This is a genomic window from Sphingosinicella terrae, from assembly GCF_003347635.1.
Taxonomy (GTDB): Bacteria; Pseudomonadota; Alphaproteobacteria; order Sphingomonadales; family Sphingomonadaceae; genus Allosphingosinicella; species Allosphingosinicella terrae.
In genome coordinates this window covers 188,989-214,557 of sequence record NZ_QDFY01000004.1, presented here as the reverse complement: position 1 = coordinate 214,557, position 25,569 = coordinate 188,989, and the positions used below count along the sequence as shown (strand labels likewise).

The window sequence follows — 25,569 nt, the reverse complement described above, 5'->3', positions numbered from 1 at the left end:
GGCCGCCGTGGCACGGGCGGGGCTCGAGACCGCTCTCTGCCGCCCGTCATCCGCGGAGGCAGGTTCGGCGGGAGGTGCGTCGGCCCCCCTCGGCTCGTCCCTATTTGCGCTGGAGCAGCCAGAACTGGATCGCGCAATAATTACCCCGCGGCTCCAGGAAGGAGAAGAAGCTCACGAAATGCGAATTGTAGACGATGTCCGCCCTGGTCACGGCCGGGTAGACGACGCGGCTCATGAAGTAATGGGAGGAGAGGAAATTGAACGGCACGTAGGCGGGGTCGGTCTCGCTCGGCAGGCTCGCCACGTCGAAGTGCGCCTTTATCACATCGAGAAACCAGCCCTTGTCGAACCACAGATTGTGATAGGGCATGTCGTTCGGCTCGAGTCCCAGCTCGCCCCGGGCCGCGTTCAGATTCTCCAGCCCGTCGGTAAAGGCCTCGATGCAGATATAATGGCCACCTTGTCGCAGGATGCGGGCCACTTCGGCGATGGATTTTGCCTGGTCCTGCTGGTCCATCACGTTGATGATGCACCGCTCCGTGACGATGATGTCGAAGCTCGCGTTTTCGAAGGGCATATCGCGCACGTCGCCCTGGACGATCTCGCACCCCTCGACGCCGCGCTGCCGGGCGATCTCGACGAGCTCGGGCGTATATTCGAGCCCCATCAGCTCCATGTCGGCGTGACGCTGTCTTATCTGCTCCAGCAGGTATCCGTTACCGCAGCCGATATCGAGCAGGCGAAGCTTTCTGCTTCCATTCTGCTCGAGATAGGCGAGCGTGCTCAGGATGGCGTCAACTTCGCGGCCCCGCGTGATCTGGTCGCGCATGGTGGAGGAAGCATCCGCCTGAAAAAGCTCGGCTTCCTTTCGATAATGGTCGAGAATGACGTTCTCATATGCCGGCTTGTCGTTCACTGGCTTTCACTTTCCGTCTGTGGAGATGGATGGGCAAAGTCTCGCTCGGTGCGGCCGCATCGCGCAACGGACCGCCGCATTCCGCGGCCGGAGAGCTTGCCGCGAGCCCGCGACCCGAAGCATCTTCTCCGTCCTATCCTGAAGCCGAGCCGCGATCGGTTCGACGACCGCGCCCAGGTTCGGATGGCGGCCCTTAGGATCGGCGCGGGGAGGAGATCAAGCATTGACTTCATGCCGCCCGGCTCTAGAGAAGCCGCTGCCCTCTCTCAGCCGGGTCATATTATTGACGCCGCAGGTTTATTCGGGGATTAAGAGGCGCGGGGGCGGCTAGGAAGAATACGCTAGATGAATGGAAGCCGGATGAATAATGTCGGTCGTGCATCCGCTGTGGCGAAAGCGGGCACCTTTTTCCTGCTTGCTTGCTCAATTTTGCTGACGGCATGCGGCTATCGGCGCGCCGAACTGCCGCCGCCTACGGCGGAATTCAATCAGCCGCCTGATCCCCTGTTCGCCGACCCTTATGATCATCGGCTGGGGCCGACGGACCTTGTCGGCGTCGCCGTCTATAGGGCGCCCGAGTTTACCGGCGATTATCGCGTCGACTCGGCCGGCAACATCTCGCTGCCGCTGGTGGGTGCCGTTCCGGTCCAGGGCATGACCATCGAAGAGGCGTCCGTGATCTTGCGTGAGCGGATCGGCCAGACGTATTACGTCAATCCGGACGTCAGTGTCGTCCTCAAGGAAAGCACCAGCCAGCGGCTGGTGGTCGACGGGTCGGTGCGAAGTCCCGGCGTCTATCCGGTTCCCGGCCGCGTGACCCTCATGGAAGCCGTCGCCCGCGCGGGTGGGACCACGGGCGCCGCCAACCTGCGCCGGGTCGTCATCTTCCGGCAGATTGAGGGGCAGCGCCATGTTGCGGTATTCGATCTGCGGCAGATCCAGGAGGCCCAGACCGAGGACCCGCTGGTCTATGCGTCCGATATCATCATCGTCGACGGCAGCCAGACGCGCCAGGTCCTGAGGGATGTGATATCCACCTTGCCGATCGTCGCCTTGTTCCGGCCTTTCATCTATTAACGCAGCAGGCTCATTCCCATGAACACCCCCATCCCGCACTCTCCCGGAATGAGACCGCCCGGCGCATCCAATCCGATCGGCTTTCCGACAGCGGTGGCGCCTACCGTGGTCGCGCCCGTCTCGGCGCGGCCGGTGGCCTTCGGGATCACCGACATCTGGCGGATCATCATCAAGTACCGGTGGCTGATCCTCGCCTCGCTGCTGCTCGGCATCGCGTCCGCGGTCACCGTAGTGATGATGACCACGCCGCAATATCAGGCCTCGACCACCCTCGAGATCAGCCTGGAGCAGGTGAAGATGGTCGACGTTGGCGGCACCGTTTCCGCCACTCCGATGACCGACGTGCAGTCGCTGGAGACGAATTACGGGCTTTTGCGCAGCCGCTCGCTCGCGCAGCGCGTCGCGCGGGATCTCAACCTGGCCGACAATCCACAGTTCGCCAATCCGGAGTCGCCGCCCGAGCGCAGGCTGGAACAGGCGACGAGCACTTTGGCGAGCACCTTCATGGTGGCGCCGATTCCGAGCAGCCGGCTCGTCCAGATCAGCTTCAAGCATCCGGACCCGGAGATGGCTGCTCAGGTCCCCAATTCCTTCGCGCAGAATTTCATGGAGTCGGTGCTCGAGCGTCGATACGGCGCCAGCGAATATGCGCGTGACTTCCTGCTGCGCCGGATCAACGAAGTTCGCGGACGTCTCGAGGAAGCGGAGCGCCAGCTGACGCTCTATGCGCAGCAGCAGGGCATCGTCACCGTTCGGGATGCAGGCGGCGGACAGGGGCAGAACGCGTCTGACAGTCTCGACGGCACTCGGCTCATCGCCGCCAATTCCGAGCTGGCCGAGGCCGAAAGCGCCCGTTCCCAGGCGGAAACGCGCTGGCGCCAGGCGGCGCAGGGAGATCCGACGAGCGAGGTGCTGAACAGCAATGTCGTTCAGGGCCTGCGCCAGCAGCTTAATACGCTGCAGGCTCAGTACCAAACCAAGCTCAACCTGATGCGCCCCGAGCATCCCGAGATGGTCGACATGCGCACCCAGATGGAAACGATCCAGGAAACGATCAATTTCGAAAAGGCGCAGGCGATCGGCACCCTGCGGACCAACTATGTGGCGGCTCTGGCGCGAGAAAATGAGGTGATCTCTCGCGTCAACCAGTTGCGCGAGGCGGTGCTCAACCTGCGTGGGCGCAGCATCCAGTACAATATCCTCCAGCGCGAGGTGGACACCAATCGCGCCATGTATGCGGCGCTTCTGCAACGCTACAATGAAGTCGGCATCGCCGGCGGCGTGGGCGAGAATCTCATTTCGGTCGTCGACGAGGCGCGGCCGCCTCGGACTCCGGTCGAGCCTCAGCCGCTGCGCAGCACCATCATCGGCGCGCTCATCGGCCTTCTCGCCGGCCTCGCCACCGCCTTCGCGCTGGAATTCCTGACCTACACGATCAGGAGCCAGGAGGATCTCGAGACGAAGCTCGAGATCCCGCCGCTCGGCGTCATCCCGAAGGCCGAGAAGACCGGCGGCATGACGGATCTGCTGGATAATCCGCGATCGCCGATGATGGAGGCCTATGCCTCCTTGCGAAGCGCGATCCAGTTCGCGACCGCGCAGGGCGCCCCCTCGACCTTGCTGGTCACCAGCTCCGGTCCGGCGGAAGGAAAGACGACCACTTCGCTCGCGCTGGCGCGGAACTTCGCCCGGCTCGGTTACACCACGCTGTTGCTGGATGCGGACCTTCGGAACCCGTCCTTCTCGATGGAAGGGAGCGACTCGCACGGCTTCTCCGGTCTGCTGACCGGCGCGGCGACGCTGGAGAACGTGATCCGTCCCACCAGCGTTCCGGGGCTATCGCTGCTCGAGGCGGGCAAGGTACCGCCCAATCCGGCGGATCTGCTGTCGGATCCATCGCTGTCCGAGATCCTGCGCAAGCTGTCCGGGATGTTCGACATTGTCATTCTCGATGGCCCGCCGGTGCTCGGTCTGGCCGACGCTCCGCTGCTCTCTGCCCTCTGCGATCGGACGTTGATCGTCTTCGAAGCGGAACGCATCAAGCTTTCGGTGGCCCAGAACACCGTCAATCGGCTTCGCGCGGCTGGCGCCCGCATCGTCGGCGGCGTTCTGACGAAGTTCGACTCGAAGACATCGGGCTACGGCTACGGCTACGGCTACGGCTATGGCTACGGCACCGGCGACAAGGATGGGGCTTCCGGCACTCGGTTCGTCCTTCCCGGCCTGCTCGGCAAGCGCGCCAGCCGGGGCTCGGGCCCCGACGAGAATGTTGAGCTGAGCCAAGGGTGACGGCCAACGGGGGGGAGATATCCTTGCCCTTCTATCGCACGTTCGGTCTCCTGGTGCTCCTCGGCCTGATGTGGTGCGCCGTGCGGGCCGCCGCCATCGCTCTGGTCGGTCCGATCCAGCCCGGCTGGGCCCTTGCCTTCTGGCCGCCGAGCGGCGAGGCACTGGGAACGGCTGCACTTCGGGCCTCATCTTCGCCCGAGCAGATGGCCCTCGCCCGCGAGGCGCTCCGCCGCGCCCCGCTTTCGGCCGAGCCCTTCGTCGCCGCGGCGCGAGCCGCCGCCCGCGAGGCCGACGCGAGCCAAGGGAGCCGCTGGCTGGAAGAGGCGGTCGTGCGCAACTCGCGCGATTCGGACACGCGCCGGCAATTGATCTCCCTCTATTGGCAGCAGGGCCGCTGGTCGGAGGCGATCGACCAGGGTCTGGCGCTGGCGCGGCAGCGGTCGGATGTCGGTGACGCGATCCACCAGTCGATGCTTCTCCTTCTCGACGACCCGCGCGGCAGCGCAATCCTTGGCCGCAAACTGGCCGAAGCGAGTGCGAACGGGGAGCTCCCCCAATGGGGTCGGCAGCTCATGGGGGCGGCGAGCCCCGCCCATCGCCGCCGGCTCCAGGCTCTCGCCGATCTGGCCGCCGCGCCGCCCGATCCGGCGCCAGGCGCGGTGAGCGCCGAGGCTTATGCCGCCTGGGTGGCGCGCCTCCCGAGCGAGCGCGTCGACCTCGTCGCGCCCGTCTATGACGGGACGTTCAGGTCCGTCGCCGGTATCGCGCCCTTCGAGTGGCGCGTCGGGCCGGGAGCGCGGATCGAAGCCGACGGATCCGGGCCGGGCGCTTTGGTCGCATCGGCCGCCGCTCCGCCCGGTACGATACTGGCCCGCCAGACCCTCGTCCTGCCGGCGGGGACTTACCAGCTTGCAATCGCAGGCGCCGCTCCATCAGGATCGGCCCTGACATGGCGGGTTGGCTGCCCATCGGGGCGTGTTCTGGTCGAGCTGCCTCTCCCCGCTGCCGACGCGCCGCAGGAGGCCGGACGCGGCTTCGACGTGCCGGGCGGCTGTCCTTTCCAGGAGATCGCGTTGGTCGCCTCCGGCTCGAGCCGAGAACCCGGCGTGACCGGCGAGGCACGGACGCGCCAGGTCGAAGTGAGGTTCGGCCGATGAGATCGCGGACACGTAATTTCGTGGCGGTGCCCTATCTCCTGCTCTGTCTCGTGCTTGGAGGAGCGAGCGCCGCGGGGATCCTGGGGAACCTGTTCCTGCAGCTGCTCGGCGCGCTGCTGGCCATCGCCCTGCTCCTGACGGGGCGCTCTCGCCACTGGCAGCCGGGGGAGCGGGGGCTGTGGCTCCTTGTCGGGGGATGGCTGCTGCTGATCGCGTTGCAGCTCGCGCCCCTTCCACCGGGGCTCTGGTCATCCCTGCCCGGACGGGATTCGATCGTCGACGGCTTCAGGTCACTGGGCATGTCGTTGCCGTGGCTGAGCCTGTCACTCTCGCCCGACGGGACGTTGCGGGCCTTGGCCTCGACGCTGCCGGTCGTCACCATGATCGCGCTCGTGGCCCCGACATCCGTCCGGTACCGCCAGTTCTTTCTACCGGTCGTGGTCGGCTTCGGAATCGTTGCCCTATTGGTAGGGCTGTCCCAGGTGGCGGGAAGCGCCAACTCGCCGCTCTATTTCTATGACGTGACCAACCGCGGCTACACCGTGGGCTTCTTCGCGAACCGCAACCATCAGGCCACCCTGCTTCTGATGACCCTCCCCTTCGTGGCCGCGCTCGCCACGCCTCTTCTTCAGGATGGCCGGTACAGGCAGGAAGGGGCCGCCAAGGCCGTGGTCATCGCCGTTCTCTTCGCGGTGATTTCCGGTGGCGTAATGGTGACGGGATCGCGCGCGGGCATGGCCATCCTGCCGCTGGTCATCGGCTTTTGCGTCCTGATGGTGCGCAAGGATCTCGCCGGCAGCGTTCCGCGGAGCTGGATCGTCGCGGCGGCGCTTTTCGTTCTTGCCGCGATCGCGGCGGTAGGTGCGAGCGGCATCGTCACGCGCGATGCTTTGGCCAAGGGCAACGTCCAGGCCAGCACGCGTGAGGCCATCTGGAACGAGACGGGTCGGCTGGCTCTGGAATTCGAACCCGCCGGGAGCGGGCTCGGCAGCTTCGTGGCGCTGTACCGGATGAACGAGGATCCGGATGACCGACCCGACGAATTCACCAACCACGCCCATAACGACTATCTGGAATGGCTACTCGAAACCGGTTTTCCGGGCCTGCTGCTGCTTGCCGCCTTCCTGCTCTGGTACGCGCTCGCCGTCAGGCGAAGCTGGACCTCGACCGACAGCGCGCTCGGCCGTGCCGGCTCGATCGCCATCGGAGTGGTGCTGCTGCACTCCATGGTCGATTATCCCGTTCGCACCGCCGCGATTGCGGCGCTCTGCGGCCTTTGCGCGGCGCTGATGGTGTCGGCGCGCCCGCCCTCCGAGGAGGGGCGGTTCCGAAAATCAGCCTCCCGCCGCCTCTGAAGCCGATCTCATCGGCGCCGGCTTGGCGTGGTCGGCGATTACGTCGCGCGCAATCTGCGCGATGGCATCTGCTCGGTCGCTCAGGCGCCGGCTGTCGAGCGTAGGGTGCACCTCGAACATGAGGCTCGACTCGCCCAGCGCTCTGGCCACGGGAAGCGGCTCGACCGCGAGATCGGTGAACGCCGCCTCCTTGTAGACTTCGCAACACGAACCGGAAAAGGCACGGATGCCCGATTCCGCTGCCAGTTCGAGGATACGGTCGCGTATCCGGAGATTGGCCTGCGGATCGACATCAACATAAGCGTAGAATTTGTAGTAAGCGTGGGTCACGTTCAGGGGCGGCCTCGGCACGCGCAATCCCGCCACCGCGGACAACGCGGTGCCCCATATCTCCGCATTGCGGTTGCGACGGGCGCGCCATTGCGGGAGCTTGTCGAGCTGGTGAAGTCCGATCATCGCCGCGATTTCGGTCATCCGCCAGTTGGTGCCCGGAATGTCATGCAGCCAGCGGAATCCGAGACCTGTCGGACGCTCCATCGCCCGCTTCCGGTTCTTGCCATGGTCCTTGAAGGACCAGGCCCATTCGAACGCCTCGTCATCGCGGAAGGTCGCCAGCCCGCCTTCGCCGCCCGTCGAGATTATCTTGTCCTGGCAGAAGGAGAAGCAGGCTGAATCGCCGAAGCTTCCGACCGGCAGGCCATCGATCTCCGCGCCATGCGCCTGGGCGCAATCCTCGATCACCTTGAGTCCATGCTGCCGGGCGAGTTCCATGATCGCCGGCATGTCGCACGGCCATCCGGCGATATGGACAGGTATCACCGCTTTCGTTCGGGGTGAGATCGCGGCGGCGATGGTCGCGGCGGTGACATTGCCGCTGTCAGGATCGATGTCGGCGAAAACGGGAGTGGCGCCTACCAGCCGGACGCAGCTTGCCGAAGCCACGAAGCTGCGGGGAGTCACGATCACCTCGTCGCCGGGCCCGACGTCGAAGGCCCGCAGCGCTAGCTCCAGCGCAACCGAGCCGTTAGCGAGGGCAATTGCGCGGCCGTTCCGCAACAAGCGCGTATAGGCCTGCTCGAACTCGAAGACGCGCGTGCCGGTCCACTGGTTAACCTTGCCGGACCGCAGGATATCGGCGACCGCTGCCACCTCGTCCTCGGCGAAGCGCGGCCAGGCTTCCTCCGGCAGCGGCTCATAGGCGACGCCTGCGCGCTTGTGCGGAGAGGGCCGCCCGATGACCTGGGGGAAGCTCGCGGACATGGGCTTCCTGCCCGGCTGAAGCTGGGTCACCTCGCTCGCTTCCGCTTCGTCGGCGGGGCTCATCTTGTAGTGGTTTTCGCTCTTGCGCCGCCTGCCGAGCTTTTCCTGACGGCTCCGCAGCCGGAACTTGATCGGGGAGGCCGGTTTGGCGAGGCCGCCTATGGCTTTCAAGACCCGCCGAAGCCCCGGACTCGCCCTCTTACTCCGGCGCAGCATCAGCCTGGCTCCGACCACCAGGCCGATGAAGACCACGACCGCAAGGACGACGATGATGCCGAAGCTGGCAACGTTGTTCAGGAGCCCAGGCTGATAATAGTCGCTGGTGACGTAGTGAGCGGGGTCGGACAAGATGCAATCCTGTTTTCTGCGAGACGAGACTATGGCCTCTGCCGGGCTCGTTCAACCACGGCAGGGCCGTTGCTATCGTGGCGTGGAAGCCTAGCCGTCCGGCCTCTCCTTCACCGGCGCCAAGCCCTTGTGCTGGGTCGCTTTCGGCTTCTCGGCACGCTCGGTCCAGCTGCCGTAATTGACATAGGTGTCATAGAGGAGCGCGCCCGCAATGAAGAGGGCGAGGCCGGCCACCAGTCGGACGAACGGACGCCTGAATAACGCCCGCAAGCGCGCGACGAGGCCTTCCGGCAGTCCCAGCTCGACGATCTTGCCCTCGTCGGCGGGCTGGCCGCTCGTGGCGGCATGGGGCGGCCGCCGGCTCGGCTGCCACGTGCGCGGCCCTTCTTGTTGGGACGGACCGGATCCGGTCGGAGGTGCGTCGATCGCCATGGAATGATCAGCCCTTCACCGCCGTGGCCGAGGCCTCGCCCTGAGTCCTTATCGGCTTCGCCGTTCTCGCGACCGGGAAATCCCCTTCCACGATCTTGTTCAACACCGTTCGTATCGCCCGGGCATCATGCGCCTCGAGCGCTATTTCGAGCCGGCGCAGATGCGGCTGCAATTCCTGGAAGGGCATCGAGCGTTCCATAGCCATCTTGATCTGGGGATGCACGGTATCGACGATGGCTTCGCCAACGAACAATTCCTCGTGCAGCTTCTCCCCGGGGCGCAGGCCGATATAGATGATCTCTATGTCGCCGTCAGGATTGGCGTGAGTCCGCTCGGTCATGCCGGACAGGGCGATCATGGTGCGCGCCAGGTCCGCGATGCGAACCGGTTCGCCCATGTCTAGGACGAACACTTCGCCTTTGGTCGCGAGACTGTTCGCCTGGAGGACGAGCTGGGTCGCTTCCGGGATGGACATGAAGAAGCGGGTGATGTCGGGGTGGGTGACGGTCACGGGGCCACCTTCGCCGATCTGCTTGCGGAACTGCTGGACGACCGATCCGGAGGAGTCGAGCACGTTGCCGAAGCGGACGATGCCGAACCGGGTCTGGACCTCCGACTGGGCGGCGAGCGACTGGATGTAGAGCTCCGCCACCCGCTTGCTGCGGCCCATGACGTTTGTCGGCCGCACCGCCTTGTCGGTCGAGATCATCGTCAGACGCGGGACGTTGGCCTCGACGCAGGCATCCGCCAGGATTCTGGTCCCGATCACATTGTTGGCGACGCCGCTCACTTCGTTGAACTCGAGCAAGGGCACGTGCTTGTAGGCGGCGGCGTGAAACACCGTGTCGATTTCGTGGTCCGTCAGCAGGGAGCGCACCAGCCGCGCGTTGAGCAGCGAACCGATGATCGGGACGAGATCCGGCGCCGTGCCCAGGGATTCGCAGAGGGCGCGCAGCTCGGTCTCGATGCTGAAGAGCGCGAATTCGCTGTGATCGAGCAGCACGAGCCGGCGCGGCCCCTGTTGGGCCACTTGCCTGCATATCTCCGATCCGATCGATCCGCCGGCGCCGGTCACCAGCACGGATTTGCCGCGGACGCCTTCTTCAATCAGTTCGCCGATCGGCGGGACGATGTCGCGCTTGAGCAAGTCTTCGACATTGATAGGCCGTACGTCCGAAACCGTATAGCGGCCGCTCATGATCTCCTCGTAGGAGGGGATCGTCATCACCGGAACGCCCATGTTCGACAGCGCAGCGAGCGCGGCCACGCGCTCGGTGCGCGTCGAAGATTGGATGGCGACGAAGACCTGCTGCACGGCTCCGCGCCGGATCGCATCGCGCAACTCTTCGGTGGAGCGGATGGGCGCCCCGCCCATCGTCCTGCCCACCCAGGCCGGATTGTCGTCGACGAAGCAGCGGAGCCTGTATTCCGGATGACGGCGAAGCGCCTCGCCGAGAGCCGAGGCAGCCGGCGTGGCGCCATAGATGGCGACATTGCTCTCGCTGGCGCCCGCCTTGTTGGAGCGCGCGACCGGAAGTCGGCCGGGATGGTCGCCGTTCAGCAAGCGCGCGGCGCCGAGGCGGCCGAAGAACATGAACAGGAAGAGAAGGGCGAAATAGATGAAGCCGACCGAGCGTGGCAGGTCCTTCACCCGAGAGACATAGGCCAGCACGAACCAGACGGCCGAGACCGCTCCTGATCCGACCGCAATGGTCAGCGCCGCATTGACGTCGATGTAGCGGATGACGACCCGATAGACCTTGAGGAGCAGAAGGACGCCGGCGCCAAGGGCGATCGCGGCGGCAGCCAGCGGCAGGACCCACATATTGATCGGGATGTAGAACTCGCCGTATCGAATGCAGAAGGCGAGCCACAGTGCCAGGCTCATCGACACGATGTCGAACGCGATGATCACGGCCCGCTTCCGCGCTCGTCCGAGCGTCGACAGCTTGTTGATCATCCAGTTACCCCTTGCAGAGTCCCGTCCCGACGCGAGAAATCATTCATCATCTTGTTTGTACGAGCCTTTCGGTGCGCGTGAAAGAACTTCCTTCGGTGGCTACCGTTCAAGGCGGCTTCCTCCAGTCGTCGCGCTCGGCCGCCTGACCTGCTCTTCGGGCCTCAGCGCGCGAATTCGGTGATCGTCTGTTGGGCGAGCACCTCGGAACTCTCGCTGCTGCGCATCGTCACGACCTGCTCGCGAGGCTCACCGGCCTTGCACACGGCATCGTAGGCGATCGCCTTTAGCAGGCCATCCTGCATGCTGTCGGGCAGGGAAGACCAGAGACTGCGCCGGATCGTCGCATTGCCTTCCCCGTCCAGTTGGAAACTGCTCTCCGCGCTCTTCATCTGCTCGAGCAGCCGATCGGCTTCGCCGCAACCCCGCATCAGCCGGTCGCTTTTCTCTTCCGCGACCGGCTCGACCGGGGCCTGGCATGCGGCAGCGGCCAGCGCCGCCGCGACTATCCACACCCTTTTCATCATGGCTCGCATTCTGTTCCTGTGCGCACCGGCTACAACAACTGCCGGCATCGTACAAACGGGAGTCGATCGGCCGTTCAGCGGGTGCGGAAGTCCGTGGAGGGTCGAACATGGCGGGTCTCGAGCACCATGCCTGCTTCGTCGCGAACGGTTACCTGGACCTCGCGCTGCGGCGTATCGGCGCTGCACGCGGCGACCACGGCCAGCGGCTGGATGAGGGCGTCGCGCGCGCCCTCGCTCATCCGCATCCACCTTTGGCGGGAGATCAGCGCCTCGCCGGTCTCCTCGAAAAGCAACCCGCTGTCGCGATAGTCGGTCCGCAGCGTGGTTCGCGCCTGGGCGCAGGCGGGTTCCGGCGGGCGCACGGCGGGTCGCTCCGCCCGCGAAGTCTCTTGTTCGGAGCCGCATGACGCCAGAAGGGCAGCCATGCCGGCGAGCCCGAGGCCGATGAGCCGCTTCACGAATATTCTCCCAGGCCGGGTCGACGGCCGCACGGGCGATTCGTCCATTCCAGGGATACGGTCATCGGCTCCAGGCAAAAAAATAGCGGCCCGAAGGCCGCTATCGTCAATGACTGCGTACGAATTACGGGCTGACCGGGCGATCACCGCCGCCGTCGACCGCAACGTAGATGCCGGCGATTACCGCCAGGATCGCGAGCAGCGGAATCAGGAACCCGCCGTTGAGCGCGCTGGCATCGTCCGTTGCCGCACCGCTGCGAGCCGACTCGGTCACGGCCGGCGACGACGAAGCGGCAGCGGTCTGCGCCAGCACCGGAGTGCTAGCCATTGAAACCGCGAGCATCGCCACCATGGATGCCTTCTTGAAACTCATTTCGAACTCCCCTTTGAGCTGGCCTTGGTGCAACTGCCACACCACCCGGTAGATGACAACCCCCAAATTTCGGCGCGGTTCCGCGACTTCAAGAGTGTTGCTATTCTGCAAGAGTCGCGGCGATTGGGCCGTGACGGCGTGCCCGGGCTCGCTATCCTGGAAGGGTTAAGATTGTTTTCACGCCGCGTGCCGCCGCCGATCCATCGAGCCGCCGATTGATGCGCCTGCTCAACAGGCTCGCCGTCGGGCTCATCCTCCCGCTGCTGTCGTTCGGCTTCGCGCCTGCTGCCGCCGCCGAGCGCGACCTCGAGCCGTCGCTGCTCGCCATGCGCACGCTCGACGCGCGGCTGACTGCGATCGGTCACCGCCTTGCCACCGCCAATCTCGCCCTTTGCCCGGACCGGCAATGGCTTCCCGGCTTCGCGCTCCACGACCTTTCTCAATATGGCGGCGCCTATCGCGAGGCGGCGACGCGCGCCTTCGGCCTAGCCGGGGGGACGGCCGTGCTGGCGGTCGTGCCGGGCGGTCCCGCCGAGAACGCTGGACTTCAAGCCGACGACGCCTTGGTCTCGGTCGACGGCGCGGTGCTGCCCCGCTTCGACCCCGGCCCGAGCGGCAGCTTCGACGGCATGGAACGCATCCTGGCCGCGGTCGAGGCGGCCTTTGCCGACGGCCGCGGGCGACTGCGCATCCGTCGCGGCGATCGGGATCTCGAGCTCGACATTGCCGCGGAACCGGGTTGCGCCAGCCGATTCCAGCTGATTCCGTCCAGCCGCATGAACGCGCTCGCCGACGGGCGATATGTGCAGCTGACGACGGCGATCGCGGCCTATGCCGAGGACGATGCGGAGCTGGCGGCGATCGCTGCTCACGAACTGGCTCATAATATCTTGCGGCACAGGGCTCGGCTCGACGCTGCTGGCGTCGCGCGCGGCCTGCTCCGGGGGTTCGGACGCAATGCGCGACTGATCCGCGAGACCGAGGCCGAGGCGGACCGGATGAGCGTCTATCTGCTCGACCGCGCCGGCTATGACGTGGAGGCGCCGGTGCGCTTCTGGGAACGGTTCGGCCGGCGCGGCCTCAACTTCCTCGGCAGTCCCACCCATGGCCATTGGCGCGGACGCGTCGCGCGTTTCGAGGCCGAGATCGAGATCGTTCGGCGAGCGCGGGCGGCGGGAGCGATGGCGGAGCCGCCTTCGTTCGCGGCCTCGGCCGCCGCCGGCCATTGAGCTTGCCCTCGGGTTGCCAGCGGTCGACGCCTGTGGTTAGCCGGGAGGGAGTAATTAGGCAGGGACGGGATGTTGGCCGCTTCACGGGTGCGTTTGCTGCTGGCTCTGCTCCTGCTGTTCGGACTTGCTGCCCCGGCCGCGGCGGCCGTCGAGATTGCCTTTTATTCGCGGGAGCTTGGCGGCAACAATTTCCCGCATGCCTTCGTCACGCTGCGCGGCACGGTCGACGAGACCGGAGAGGCGGTCGATACGAGCTACGGGTTCACCGCAAAGGCGGTCAGTCCGGCCATCTTGTTCGGCTCGGTGGCGGGTGAGGTCATCGTCGAGGGAGGTCAGCAGATCGCGCGCAGCGACCGCCAGTTCTCGCTGATCCTTTCGGATGCGCAATATCGTGCCGTCTTGGGGGTGGTTCAGGCGTGGCGCGATCGCGCCCAGCCCTCCTACAATCTCAATCGGCGCAACTGCGTCCATTTCGTCGCCGAGCTCGCGCGCACGGTCGGGTTGCGCGTCGAGGATGCGGCATCGCTGATGAAGCGGCCCCGATCCTTCCTTCAGCATGTCAGGGCCCAAAATCCGCAACTCGGCGACGGGCCCTGAAGGCGCCGCGCCCGCCCCGCTTGTCGCAGGGATCGACATTCTTGCAGCAAGGGACTTCCCGCCAAGGCAAATAGTGCTAGTCTTGGCGCATCAAAAAAGGGGGGCGTGGCATGGGCTTGCCGGAGCGACTTGATTCCGGATCGCCGCTTCGAGCGCGCGCAGGGACGCGGCCGCGTTCCGCACGTGTCGGCTCGGCCGGATCCGCAGTCGCTATCGCCGTGGCCTTGCTCCTCCCGAGCGCGGCCCTCGCCCAGGTCCCCCCTCCCCCGCAGCCGATCGCGCCCACCCGCGAGGAGATCGTCCGACCGACGCCGGAGCGGACGGAGGCGCCGGGGCGGCTGACCGTCGAGGGTGAGATCGAGCGGGCTCCTTGCGCGCTCGACCGGCCGGAATATCGCGACGTCCGCTTCACGCTGAACGACGTCCAGTTCGACAATCTCCGCGGCCTGCCGGCAGATGCTCTGCGCCCCGCTTTCGCTGCGTTCGTCGGGCAGGAACAGCCGGTCTCGATCATCTGCGAGATACGCGATCGCGCGGCGACGATCCTGCGCGAAGCCGGCTATGTCGCCGCGGTCGAGGTGCCGGAGCAGCGCATAGCCGACGGCACGGTCCGCTTCGAGGTGCTGATGGCGCGGCTGGTCGGCCTGCGGGTGCGCGGCGATGCCGGCCGCGCCGAGCGGCTGATCGCAGGCTATCTGGAGCGTCTGACCGAGCAGGAAGTGTTCAACCGCCACGAAGCGGAACGCTATCTTCTCCTGGTGGGCGATCTGCCGGGCTACAATGTGCGCCTCTCGCTTCGATCCGCGGGCGGGGCCCGGGGCGAGGTGGTCGGCGAGGTCACCGTCCTGCGAACCCCCGTCCTCGTGGATTTCAACGTGCAGAATTATGGTTCGCGCGAGCTCGGCCGCTTCGGCGCGCTCGTCCGCGGCCAGTTTTACGGCCTGACGGGTCTCGGCGACCGCACCGTCCTCGCCTTCTACTCCACGCCCGATTTCGACGAGCAGCAGACCCTCCAGGTGGCGCACGATTTCCGGCTGGGCAGCGAAGGCCTGACCCTGGGCGGCGGTCTGACCTATTCCTGGGCCAATCCCGACCTCGGCGATCCGGCGGTGGACATCACCTCGGAGTCGCTCATCGCCAATGTCGAGGCGAGCTATCCCTTCATCCGCGCGCAGCAGCGGACGCTGCGGGGCGCGATCGGCTTCGATCTGATCGACCAGGATACCCAGTTCAACGATCTCGACCTAAGCCGGGACCGGCTACGCGTCGTCTATGCCCGGCTGGCCTACGAGGCGCTCGGACTGGGTGGCGCCGATCCCCGCTACGCGCCGTGGCGTCCGCTCTGGCGGCTCGGCGCGTCGGCCGAGCTGCGCCAGGGCCTCGACATCTTCGGCGCGACCGAACCATGCGGCCCCGGCTTCGTCCGTTGCCTGCAGCCCGGCGTGGTGCCGCCGACGCGGCTTGAGGGCGATCCGACCGCGACGGTGATGCGCGCCGCCATGGAGGGCGAATATCGGCCGGATCCTATGTTCACCATCGCGGTGGCCAGCCGCGCCCAGTATAGCGGCGATCCGCTGTTCAGCTTCGAGGAATTCTCGGCCGGCAACTTCACCATCGGCCGTGGCTACGATCCCGGCGCCATTCTCGGCGACAGCGGTCTCGGCCTGCGGGCGGAGCTGCGCTACGGCACCATCTTTCCCGATACGGCGACCAGCTTCACGGCCGAGCCCTTCATCTTCCTCGACCAGTCCTGGGTCTGGAACGAGGATCGAATCATCGCCGACGATCATGAGGAGCTGACCTCGGTCGGCGGCGGCGTGCGCGCCTCCTGGGGCGATCGCCTCCGGCTCGAGGTCATGCTCGCCTTCCCGCTCGACCGGGCCGGCTTCGAGACGGATCGCGATCCGCGCCTCCTGGTCTCGCTCACCACCCGCCTCTGGCCATGGAGCAGCCGATGACGGCTCACGCCCTTTCGATGCCCGCCCGCCGGCCCGGCGCCCTGCGCCGCCGGCGCCGCGCCCTCCTGCTCGGCTGCGCGGCGGGCGCCGCCGCCCTGCTCCTCGCCCAGCCACAGCAAGCGCGCGCCCAGGCGTTCCAAGGCACGTACACGCCGCAGCTTGGTAGCAATGTCACCCGAGACCTGACGAGTGGCATAACTGAGACTATCACGATCGACCCTCGGCCGGGCAACGGCGATCCCTCCGCCATCATCAACTGGGAATTGTCAGGGCCAGGCCAGGATTTTCTGCCTGCGGGCAATACAGCAACCTTTCGAGGGCCCGAGGGATTTGCGGTACTCAACCGCATCTTCGGCCCTGCTGGATCCAATGCCGTCGCCCGGTTCTACGGCGAGGTCGTCGGCGAGGTCACTTCGGGCGGAATCCCCAGCGGTCCGGGCGGGACGATCATCTTCTCGTCCCCCGGGGGCATCCTTATAGGCCCGACCGCGAGTTTCGATGTCGGCAATCTCGTCCTGACGACTCTGACAGTGACTGTCGCAGAGAATGGTTACGGCGAGACGTTCGATCCCAATGCACTCAACCTGACGCTCGGTACGGGGGACCCGGCAGCCGCGATCGTCACGGAGGCAGGGTCCCAGTTCAATTCCTCGCTCGCCGCCGGCGGAAGCAGCTTCGTCGCCATGGTCGCGCCGCGCATCGTCCATGGCGGTGCCATCGACGTCGACGGCTCCGCCGCCTTCGTCGCGGCCGAAGCGGCGACGATGACGATCAACAACGGCCTGTTCGACATCGTCATCAGCTCCGGCACCACCGACGGCAACGGCATCGTCCACACCGGCACGACCGGCGGCCCGGCCAGCACCGGCGTCGGCGACAATCACCGCATCTACATGGTCGCGGTGCCGAAGAACCAGGCGATGACGGCGCTGCTGAGCGGCAATATCGGCTTCGCGCCGGCGACCGACGTCACCGTCTCGAACGGCGAGATCATCCTGTCCGCCGGCTACGGGACCATCAACGGCGACACGGTCCAGACCGCATCTCCGTCGACCGGCGCCGCCAGCTTCCTGGTTTCGGCGGGCGCATCCGACACGAACATCACCTCGTCGGTGCGCGGCTATGCCGTCGCCGATGCCTTCGCCGCCGCCAGCGGCGGCGGCACCTTGAGCTTCGCGCGCGACGTCAGCCTGTTCGGCGGCCAGCGCGCGCGGTTGAGCGCGGGTCCGGGCGATATCGATATCGGCGGCAACGTCTTCCTGTCCGCCGCCCGGTCGGACGATCCCGGCGGTGCCGACGTCGTCGGCGGCGAGGCGCTGGCGATCGCCACGGCCGGAGGCACGCTGACCATCGACGGTTCCCTGTCGATCGACGCCACCGGCACCGGCGAGGCCGGCTATGGCAGTGTCGGCAGCGGCACCGGCGGCACTGGCGGCGTGCTGGCCGACGGCGGCGCCATCCAGATCGGCGGCACGCTCAGCATCAACGCCGACGGCACCGGCGGCGATAATTTCTTCGGCGGCGGAGACGGCGGCGCCGGTTTCGGCGGCACCGCTTATGCCGAGGCCACCGCCGGAGGCGCCATCGCGGTGGGCGGCGACATCGAGCTCAGGGCCGAGGGCGCCGGCGGCGCCGTCCTGGCCGGCGGCAATCCCGGCAACGGAACCGGCGGAACCGCCTCGCTGGTCGCCGACGGGGGCACCATCGTGGTCAGCGGCGACGCCGCCAACGATGTCAGGCTCTCGGCCAACGGCACAGGGGGCAAATATTCGGGCTCCAGCTCGGTATCCGGCGTCTATGCCGGAGGTGCCGGACTGGGCGGGAACGTGATCGTCCAGGTCGGTAATGGCGGCGGCATTACGATCGACGGCAACGCGCAGCTCGACGCCCTAGGCAACGGCGGCAGCGGCGCCGGCGCGCCGAGCACAGGCGGCGCCGGTGACGGCGGGAGCGTCTCCATCGTCGTCGCCGGCGGCACGTTCGCGACGGCCGGGCTCGATATCGATGCCGGCGGGCGCGGGGGCGATGGCGGCGAAGGCTTCGATTTCGGCACGCCCGTCGGCGGCGGTGGTGGCGGTGCCGCCACCGGCGGCGAGATCTTCATCTCGACAGGGATCGATGGCGAGCTCGAGACCGGCTTCCTGATCGCTTCGGCCGAGGGGCAGGGCGGAACGGGCGGAGCCGGCAGCGACGGGATAGAGAGCGAAAATCCGGGCGGCGCCGGCGGCGCCGGCGGCGACGCCACCGGTGGATCCATTTTGATCGAGGCGGCCGGCGGAACGATCGGGATCACCTCTTCTCTGGGACTGGATCTCGCGGCTCGAGGTTCAGGCGGCACCGGTGGCACCGGCGGAACGTCCGGAAGCGCGTCCGGCCCGGGTGGCAATGGCGGCGACGGCGGCGATGGCGTGGCCGGCGTCGTGGCGATAATCGTCGCCGGCGGATCGGTAAGCGCCTTGGCGACCACGGCGGAGGCCAGTGGCATCGGGCAGTATGGCGGCGGAGCCGGCGACAGCCCCTATTTCAGCGGCCCGCCGGCGGTGGCGGGGACTGCGGGCAACGGCACCGGCGGCATCGTGACCATCTCGGTGGCCGACGGCAACGATCGCTCGGGTGGTGCCTCGCTCGGCGAGACCGTCCTCGTCGCGACCGGACTCACGGGCGACGGCGGGCCTGGTCCCGGCGACCAGGCGGGCCGGGTCATCATCGAGGATGTGGGCACCGTCGTCGATGGCCTGCGCTTCGCCTCGCTGTCGGTGAACGCGGTCGGCGCGCCCGCGACGAGTGGGCCGGCGGTGACCTTCACCAGCGATCAGGGGCCCGTCATCGTCGACGGGGACGCGTCTTTCGACGCGACCGGCGATATCGAATTCGTTGCTTCGGGCAGCGGCGGCCTCTCCGCAGGGGGAGCGGTCTCCGCCGCCACCGACGGCACCATCGAACTCGTGCACACCAACCCGACGGCCGATGCCGCGACCGTGGCCGGCCAGTCGGTGACGTTCGACTCCGCCGTGGCCATCACCGGCTCCCCGCAGAGCCGGATCCTCGCAACCGGGGGAGACGCTACGCTGACGGCGCCGCTGGTCGACATCGGCGAAGTAGGCGCCGCCGGCAATGTCTTCGTGGTCGCCGATTCAATCACAATCGTCTCGGCGGAGTCGGGAGCCAACATCGATCTCGACAGCAGCGGCGACATCGGAATTCAGTTCGCGGCTGCGGGAGACGACTTCCTCGCCGATGCCGGCGGCAGCTTCACCGGCGGCACGGTCACCGCCAATGTCGGCAGCGACATCTTCATCTCGTCGGTCGGCGACCTCAGGTTGGACAATGGCGAAGCGACGGGGGTGATCCAGCTCACCTCCTCGGCCGGGAGCATCCTCAGCGACGGGACCCTCCAAGCGCCCCAGATCAACCTCTTTTCGGCGCTCGACCTTGCTCTTGGCAATGTCGTGACCGTCAACGACTTCGCCCTCACCGCAGTCAATGGCGACATCAGCGGCGACAGCTTCTCCAGCGACGGCGCGATCATATTGAACGCGGCGGGCGATATCGTGCTCGCCAGCGCCGATGCGGGCGGCTTCTTCGGCGCCTTCGGGGACCAGGTCGACCTCGGCAGCATCTCGGCCGGCGGCACCTTGTCGCTCTCCGGCACCACGGTCTCGATCGACAGCGGCACGGCCGGTGGCTTCGCCAATCTCTACTCGACCGGCGATCTGGTCGCCGGCACCGTCACCGCCGCTCAGAATCTCTACGCGACTGCCGGCGGCGACCTCGCACTCGGCGGTGGCGGCAGCACCGGCGGCTCGGTGCTGATCGAATCCGTCGGGGAAGCCAGCCTTGGGACGGTCACCGCCGGGGTCGACATCATCGTCGATGCGGCTTCGATCGCGATGGTCGACGGCCGTGCCGGCCGCGACGTCACCCTCGCGGCGAGCGGCGCCATCGACGTCGGCTTCGCCCAGGCGGGCGACGACTTCCGCGCGACAGCCGGCACCGGCTTCACGGCGGACACCGTCGTCACCACCGGTCTCGGCGAGGACGCCGATGCCGAGGACGGCTATGGTCCGAGCACATTGGCCGCCGATGGCAGCAATATCGTGGTCACTGCCGTGGACGACCTCCGCCTCGACAATGGCGATGCGGCCACGGCCATTCTGCTCGGCTCGAGTTCCGGCAACGTCCTCAGCGACGGAACGCTCGTCGCCGGCACCGATCTCGACATCGTCGCTGCGCTCGGCATCGACATGAACGACGCCGAAGTGGGCGGCTTCATCACCCTCGAAGCGGCCAATGGCTCGCTCGATGCCGGTGACCTCGTCGCCGGTGGATCGATAGTCGCGGTCACGACGGCCAATGCGACCATCGTCTCTGCGGACAGCGGCGGATCGATCGATCTCGACGTGGCGGGCGCGGCCGATCTGGGTTCGCTGACAGCGGCCCTCGACATCATCATCGATCCTGTCTCGATCGATATCGACAGCGCGATCGCCGGCGGAGACATCTTCCTCGAGGCGAGCGGCGACATCAATGTCGGCTTCGCCCAGGCAGGAGACGATTTCATCGCCGCTGCCGGCGGCACCTTCGCCGGCGGCACGATCATCGCCACGGGCGACGGATTCGACAGCGAGGCGGGCTATGGTGCGTCGGGTGCGCTGGGCGCGGGCAATATCGTCGTGGACGCCGCCGGCGACCTTCGGCTCGACAGCGGCGACGCCTTTGCCCGGATACAGCTCGTTTCCTCGGACGGCTCCGTCCTCGGGGCGGACAGTCTCGCTGCCGGTACCGATGTCAGCCTGAACGGGGCGCTGGGCATCGAAATCGGCGATGCTTCGGCTGGCGGCGCGATCACCCTCACGTCTGGCGGTGGCCTCGATGCCGGCAATCTCGTCGCCGGTACCGATGTCAGCCTGGACGGAGCGCTGGGCATCGACATCGGCGATGCCTCGGCCGGCGGCGCGATCACCCTCACGTCCGGCGGTGACCTCGATGCCGGCAATCTCCTCGCCGAAGGCGCCATCCTGGCGATCGCCGAGGGCGGCGCGGCCATTGCCGGTGCCGAGAGCGGCGCGTCCATCTCGGTCGACGCCGGCGGCGGCGCCGATCTCGGAATCCTCGAGGCGCTCCTCGACATCGATGTGGAGGCGGCTTCGATCGCGCTCGCGAACGGCCGTGCCGGTCGCGACATCACGCTCGACGCGAGCAGCGGCGGCATCGAAGTGGGCTCGCTCGACGTGGGCGATGCCTTCGTCGCGAGCGCAGCCGGTGATTTCTCGACCACGTCCGGATCGAGCATCACCGCCGAAACGGTGACGGTCCAGGCCGGCGGAAACGCCGTTTTCAACGACGTGGCGGGCGAGACCGTCCAGATCACGCTGGGCGGGAATGGGCGCTTCACCGGCGCCGTCTCGGGCGCGACGATCCGGGTCGCCTCGGCGGATATCGAGCTGGCGGATGGCAGCGCGCTCGGCAACTCGGCGACCCAACTGGTGGCCCTTCTGGTGGTGGCCAACGGTGAGGATGCGACCCTTGGCGGCGACAGCCAGGGCCCCGGCTATACCCTCACCAATGCCGAGGCGGCCAGGATCAGCGGATCGACGCTCCGGATAAACGCGCGGATCGGCTCGTCCGGCGGCAGCCCGACCGACGTCTTCGTTCGGGACCTCTCTTTGTCGGGTGAGCGGATCGGCCGATTCGAGCTCCTGGCCGGCGGGATCGTCGAGGTTGCGGGTGCCCTCTCATTGACGGGCGTCCGGTCCGACGGCGGCATCTCGATCACCGCGGACGAGCGGATCCAGGTGATCACGCCCACCGGCAGCATCCGGGTCCTCGGTGCCGACGGACGTCCGGCCGGGTCGCTCGAGCTCGCCTCCAACGACATTTGGGTCGGAAGCCGCAGTCTCATCGATCGGCTCGCCGCAGACCCGAATTTCAGCGGCCGGAACGACGCCTTGCTCGCCAATGACGGCGTCGTCGCGGAGCGCGGCTACATCGAGGCCGGCAACGTCTCGCTGAGCGCCCGGGACACCGTCTTCGTCCAGAATAGCGGAACGGCCGCCGTCTTCGCCGGCATCACCGTTACCGACACCCTCTCGATCACCCCGACCGGCAGCTCGCCGCTCGTCGTCTATGCCTTTGGCCGGCGGATCAATCCGGACGGCAGCTACGTCACCAATGACGATTTCTTCGCCGAGGTCGATTTCGCCCGGCCACAGGGATCGGGTGGCTTTACCGACGATTCGGAGTTCAATCGCTGCATCGTCAATACCGGCGAATGTCCGAAACGGATTCCGGAGGGGAGCCTGCCGGAAGGATCCGACATCATCGAGGAACCTCTCGAGGGCGAATTCACCCTCCTGGTGCCGCCGGCCACTACCACCGATCTGGTGGACACCAGCTTCGCGAGGGAGCCGCTGATCGAGGAGCCGGTGACGAGCGGCGCCGACAGCATCCTGTGGGAATGCGACGTTGACGGGGATGGCGACTGCGACGGAGACGACCGCAATGGATAAGGGGACAAAGTGGACCGCGGCGTGGACGGTTGTCGCATCTTTCTTCATCGGCGCGACGGGGGCGCATGCCCAGCCGGTGAGCTATCGAGACAGCTTCAGGATCGGGTCCGGGAGCGGTGTCCTGTGCACGGCCCAGGCGATGGTCACTGACGTCTCCCTCGTCGACATGTTCGACCGCGGCTATGCCCTGGTCTGCCGGGACGCCGCCTTGCCGGTGGGACAGATCTATGCCTTGCGCGACCGAAGCGGCGATCCGGCCGAGCGGCTGGCGAGCCTGCGCGCCGGGCGCGTCACGTGCGCATCCGGCGGCAGCGTCGGCATCGAGGATGTCGGCGGTGTCGAGGCGTTTGCCTGCCGTCTCAACGAGGCCGATCTCCCCTATCGCGTCTATGTCGTTCGCCGCGGCAACGTCACCTATGTCGCCGAAGGCTTGGACGCCTATGACAGCGCCCTTCAACTCGGCTTGCGCAGCGTCCTCCTCGATCGCGAGGTCGAGGGAGAGGTCTCCGTCGCCCTCACCGGCGCCGGCGATCCTGCCGCTTTCGCGCGCGCCCAGGCCGGCAGCCTGGATCCGCAACGAGCCCTTGCGGAAGCCTATCGCCGGAACAATGCCGGCAGCTATGCCGAGGCCGCCGAGTTCTTCGCCGTCCTGACGGCCCGCGACGGGAGCCCGGCGGACCAGGCCGAGGCGCTCGTCAACGAGGCGTTGCAGAAGTCAAACCTCGGCCGCTACGCCGAGGCCGAGCGCCTGTTCGCGCGCGCGTCCGCGCTCGGCGGTACCGAGCCGGTCACGGCGCGCCGGCTGCGCAACTACCGCGCGATGCACCTCCTCAATCAGGGACTGGCCGGTGAAGCCCTGGCCGAGCTCGATCGGCAGGTCCCGGGGCCGCCGCCGACGCAAAGCATAGCGCAGCTGGTGATCGACCGTCCGACCGCGGCCTTGCTCACCGCCGAATCGCCCGGCGCCACCCGCCTCACCGGCACATCGGGCCTTTCCGACGAGGACAAGGTCCAGATACTCGATGCGCAGGCGCTGCAGCTTCGCGGGACGGTGATGCGGCTGCAGGGGCGCGACGCCGAAGCGGTCGAGCCGCTCGGCCGAGCGCTCGACCGGCTGGTCGCGATCCGTGACGGCCGCGTCGCCGCGACCTTGTGGATGCGCGCCCAGGTCCTCGAGGAACTCGCCTCGATCGCCGAGGGAAGCGGCAATGCCGGAGAGGCCGAGAGCCTTCGCCAGGCGGCCGTGGCGTTGCTCGAGCAGGAACATCCGGGATCGTCGGCCTTGCTGACGGCGCAGGGACGCCTCGCCGGCTATTACGCCCGGTCGGGCCGGCCGGAGCAAGCCGGAACCCTGTTCCGGGGAATCGTCGACGCGGTCGCTTCGGGGGGCGAGAGCACGCCGACCCTGCGCCGGATCCTTGAACCCTGGTTCGAGCTGCTCGTCCAGCGCGGCAGCGAGCCGGACGCAGTTGCCGACCTGTTCACCGCAAGCCAGGCGCTGGTGCGACCCGGGGTCGCTCAGACCCAGGCGGTCCTGGCGCGCGAGCTGAGCGGCGGCAGCGACGAGGCCGCCCGGCTGTTCCGCCAATCGGTGACGCTCACCCGCGACATCGAGCGCAACCGCGCTGCTCTGTCGCGGATCGAGTCGGCGGAGACGCGTAGCGTCGTCGAGGCCGAGCGCGCCGTCGAGCTGCGCGAGGCGCTCGAGCAGATGCAGCGGGACCAGCTGGCGACGCAGGCCCGCCTCGCCGATTTCCCGCGCTATCGGGTGGTCTCCGGCAGCGTCCTCACCCTCACCGATCTGCAGGCGCTGCTGCGTCCGGGTGAGGCCTATTACAAGATGATGACGGTCGAGGACGATTCCTACGGAATCTTCGTCACGCCGCAGGCCGCTCGTGCCTTCCGGATCGACGCCAGCCCGGCCGAGCTGGAACGGCAGATCGACCGGCTTCGCGCCACCATCTCGATCGTAGAGAACAACCAGAACCTGACCTACCCGTTCGATCTGGAGCTCGCGCACAGTCTCTACCGGCAGATGTTCTCGCCGATCGACGCGGAAATCCGCGAAGTATCCCACCTTGTCTTCGAACCGGATGGCGCGCTGCTGCGGCTGCCTCCCAACTTGCTGGTGATGGACCAGGCCGGCATCGACTCCTATCGCGCGCGCGCTGCCGATCCGGCTGATGACGGCTTCGACTTCCGCGGGGTCGAATGGCTCGGTCGGCGCCGAGACATCAGCACGGCCGTTTCGGCCCGCACCTTTCGCGACGGCCGCCAGGCGAGGCCCTCCGACGCGCGCGCGGAATATATCGGCTTCGGCCAGAATGCCCCGCTTTCCGGGCCTGCGGCGCTGGCGACCAGCGGTACCCGCGGCGGCGGCGATTGCATCTGGCCGCCTTTCGCGTGGAACCGGCCGATCGCGGCAGACGAGCTCTACACCGCGCGCACCGCCATCGCCTCGGCGCAGGCGGGGGAAGCGGAGGTGCTGGTCGGCAATGCCTTCACCGATACCGGCATCAAGGGCCGATCCGACCTCGACGAATATCGCATCCTCCATTTCGCGACGCATGGGCTGGTCTCGGGACCGCGGCCCGAATGCCCGGCGCAGCCCGCCTTGATGACCAGCTTCGGCGACGGCGAATCGGACGGCCTGCTCAGCTTCGCCGAGATTTTCGACCTCCAGCTCGATGCCGATCTCATCATCCTGTCCGCCTGCGATACGGCCGGCCATGGGAGCCGGGCCGCGGCGGAAGCGGCCGGCATCTCCGGCGGCGAATATGCGCTGGACGGCCTGGTGCGAGCTTTCGTCGGCGCCGGAGGGCGGACCGTGGTCGGCAGCCATTGGCCCGTTCCGGTCGATTTCGACGCGACGCAGCGCCTCATCTCCGGCCTTTTCACCGCACCGCCCGGAACGGGCACGGCGGGCGCCCTGCGGCTGGCACAACTTGCCTTGATGGACGAGCGGGCGACCTCCCATCCTTATTACTGGTCCGGCTTCGCCATCGTCGGCGATGGGGCGGTGCCGGTGATAAGAACCGCTTCCGCCGCTCCCGCCGCTTCCGGCGGAGGCCATTGAACCTTCTTGAAAATCGTTCGTTTCGCTCCCGACACTTGACTGCCTGCGGGC

At 67.2% G+C, this 25,569-nt stretch carries 16 protein-coding genes; 9 read left to right on the top strand and 7 right to left on the bottom strand.

Annotated features, from left to right (window positions below; translation table 11 throughout):
• Positions 1-100: 100 nt before the first annotated feature.
• On the bottom strand, positions 101-916 hold the full coding sequence (locus DDE10_RS11150; RefSeq protein WP_114952850.1) for a class I SAM-dependent methyltransferase: 816 nt from the start codon (positions 914-916) through the stop codon (positions 101-103).
• Between the two features lie 429 nt (positions 917-1,345).
• Here DDE10_RS11150 and DDE10_RS11145 point away from each other — a divergent pair, with 429 nt between their 5' ends.
• The 4 genes from DDE10_RS11145 to DDE10_RS11135 all read left to right on the top strand — a co-directional run bounded on the left by DDE10_RS11145 (position 1,346) and on the right by DDE10_RS11135 (position 6,794).
• Positions 1,346-1,993, top strand: a complete 648-nt coding sequence (locus DDE10_RS11145) for a polysaccharide biosynthesis/export family protein (RefSeq protein ID WP_162806560.1) — start codon at positions 1,346-1,348, stop codon at positions 1,991-1,993.
• 105 nt (positions 1,994-2,098) lie between these two features.
• Positions 2,099-4,282, top strand: coding sequence for a GumC family protein (locus DDE10_RS11140; protein WP_162806559.1), 2,184 nt, complete (start codon positions 2,099-2,101; stop codon positions 4,280-4,282).
• A gap of 23 nt (positions 4,283-4,305) precedes the next feature.
• On the top strand, positions 4,306-5,439 hold the full coding sequence (locus DDE10_RS23450) for a hypothetical protein (RefSeq protein ID WP_162806558.1): 1,134 nt from the start codon (positions 4,306-4,308) through the stop codon (positions 5,437-5,439).
• Between the two features lie 20 nt (positions 5,440-5,459).
• A complete protein-coding gene (locus tag DDE10_RS11135) occupies positions 5,460-6,794 on the top strand; it encodes an O-antigen ligase family protein (protein ID WP_162806557.1) in 1,335 nt (444 codons plus the stop codon).
• Here DDE10_RS11135 and DDE10_RS11130 read toward each other — a convergent pair.
• The 6 genes from DDE10_RS11130 to DDE10_RS11105 all read right to left on the bottom strand — a co-directional run bounded on the left by DDE10_RS11130 (position 6,774) and on the right by DDE10_RS11105 (position 12,149).
• Positions 6,774-8,402 (bottom strand): DegT/DnrJ/EryC1/StrS family aminotransferase, encoded by a 1,629-nt coding sequence (locus DDE10_RS11130; protein ID WP_284734597.1) that lies wholly within the window; start codon positions 8,400-8,402, stop codon positions 6,774-6,776. The two genes, DDE10_RS11135 and DDE10_RS11130, sit on opposite strands and share 21 nt — an antisense overlap.
• A gap of 90 nt (positions 8,403-8,492) precedes the next feature.
• On the bottom strand, positions 8,493-8,834 hold the full coding sequence (locus DDE10_RS11125) for a hypothetical protein (RefSeq protein ID WP_114952846.1): 342 nt from the start codon (positions 8,832-8,834) through the stop codon (positions 8,493-8,495).
• A 7-nt stretch (positions 8,835-8,841) separates the two neighbouring features.
• The gene (locus DDE10_RS11120) at positions 8,842-10,794 is read right to left on the bottom strand and encodes a polysaccharide biosynthesis protein (RefSeq protein ID WP_114952845.1); all 1,953 of its coding nucleotides are present in this window, start codon (positions 10,792-10,794) and stop codon (positions 8,842-8,844) included.
• A gap of 161 nt (positions 10,795-10,955) precedes the next feature.
• Positions 10,956-11,327, bottom strand: coding sequence for a hypothetical protein (locus DDE10_RS11115; RefSeq protein WP_162806556.1), 372 nt, complete (start codon positions 11,325-11,327; stop codon positions 10,956-10,958).
• 65 nt (positions 11,328-11,392) lie between these two features.
• Entirely contained in the window at positions 11,393-11,776 is a 384-nt protein-coding gene (locus DDE10_RS11110; protein ID WP_162806555.1) for a hypothetical protein, read from the bottom strand.
• Between the two features lie 124 nt (positions 11,777-11,900).
• Positions 11,901-12,149 (bottom strand): hypothetical protein, encoded by a 249-nt coding sequence (locus DDE10_RS11105; protein ID WP_162806554.1) that lies wholly within the window; start codon positions 12,147-12,149, stop codon positions 11,901-11,903.
• A 218-nt stretch (positions 12,150-12,367) separates the two neighbouring features.
• Between DDE10_RS11105 and DDE10_RS11100 the strand changes: the two genes are divergently transcribed.
• From DDE10_RS11100 to DDE10_RS11080, 5 genes are all read left to right on the top strand, one after another.
• Positions 12,368-13,378, top strand: a complete 1,011-nt coding sequence (locus tag DDE10_RS11100) for a M48 family metallopeptidase (protein ID WP_114952841.1) — start codon at positions 12,368-12,370, stop codon at positions 13,376-13,378.
• 69 nt (positions 13,379-13,447) lie between these two features.
• Positions 13,448-13,975, top strand: coding sequence for a hypothetical protein (locus DDE10_RS11095; RefSeq protein ID WP_114952840.1), 528 nt, complete (start codon positions 13,448-13,450; stop codon positions 13,973-13,975).
• Positions 13,976-14,193: 218 nt separating this feature from the next.
• Positions 14,194-15,933 (top strand): ShlB/FhaC/HecB family hemolysin secretion/activation protein, encoded by a 1,740-nt coding sequence (locus tag DDE10_RS11090; protein WP_284734596.1) that lies wholly within the window; start codon positions 14,194-14,196, stop codon positions 15,931-15,933.
• Positions 15,930-22,442 (top strand): beta strand repeat-containing protein, encoded by a 6,513-nt coding sequence (locus DDE10_RS11085; protein ID WP_114952838.1) that lies wholly within the window; start codon positions 15,930-15,932, stop codon positions 22,440-22,442. Before DDE10_RS11090 ends, DDE10_RS11085 begins: the two co-directional genes overlap by 4 nt.
• A complete protein-coding gene (locus DDE10_RS11080) occupies positions 22,435-25,518 on the top strand; it encodes a CHAT domain-containing tetratricopeptide repeat protein (RefSeq protein ID WP_114952837.1) in 3,084 nt (1,027 codons plus the stop codon). The genes DDE10_RS11085 and DDE10_RS11080 overlap by 8 nt, the downstream gene beginning before the upstream one ends.
• Positions 25,519-25,569 lie beyond the last annotated feature (51 nt).

What these genes read in the sequence shown, in the direction of transcription:
- DDE10_RS11125 (WP_114952846.1), bottom strand. Translation starts at nt 8,834, where the DNA reads ATGGCGATCGACGCACCTCCGACCGGATCCGGTCCGTCCCAACAAGAA.
- DDE10_RS11120 (WP_114952845.1), bottom strand. Translation starts at nt 10,794, where the DNA reads ATGATCAACAAGCTGTCGACGCTCGGACGAGCGCGGAAGCGGGCCGTG.
- DDE10_RS11115 (WP_162806556.1), bottom strand. Translation starts at nt 11,327, where the DNA reads ATGCGAGCCATGATGAAAAGGGTGTGGATAGTCGCGGCGGCGCTGGCC.
- DDE10_RS11105 (WP_162806554.1), bottom strand. Translation starts at nt 12,149, where the DNA reads ATGAGTTTCAAGAAGGCATCCATGGTGGCGATGCTCGCGGTTTCAATG.
- DDE10_RS11100 (WP_114952841.1), top strand. Translation starts at nt 12,368, where the DNA reads ATGCGCCTGCTCAACAGGCTCGCCGTCGGGCTCATCCTCCCGCTGCTG.
- DDE10_RS11095 (WP_114952840.1), top strand. Translation starts at nt 13,448, where the DNA reads ATGTTGGCCGCTTCACGGGTGCGTTTGCTGCTGGCTCTGCTCCTGCTG.
- DDE10_RS11085 (WP_114952838.1), top strand. Translation starts at nt 15,930, where the DNA reads ATGACGGCTCACGCCCTTTCGATGCCCGCCCGCCGGCCCGGCGCCCTG.
- DDE10_RS11080 (WP_114952837.1), top strand. Translation starts at nt 22,435, where the DNA reads ATGGATAAGGGGACAAAGTGGACCGCGGCGTGGACGGTTGTCGCATCT.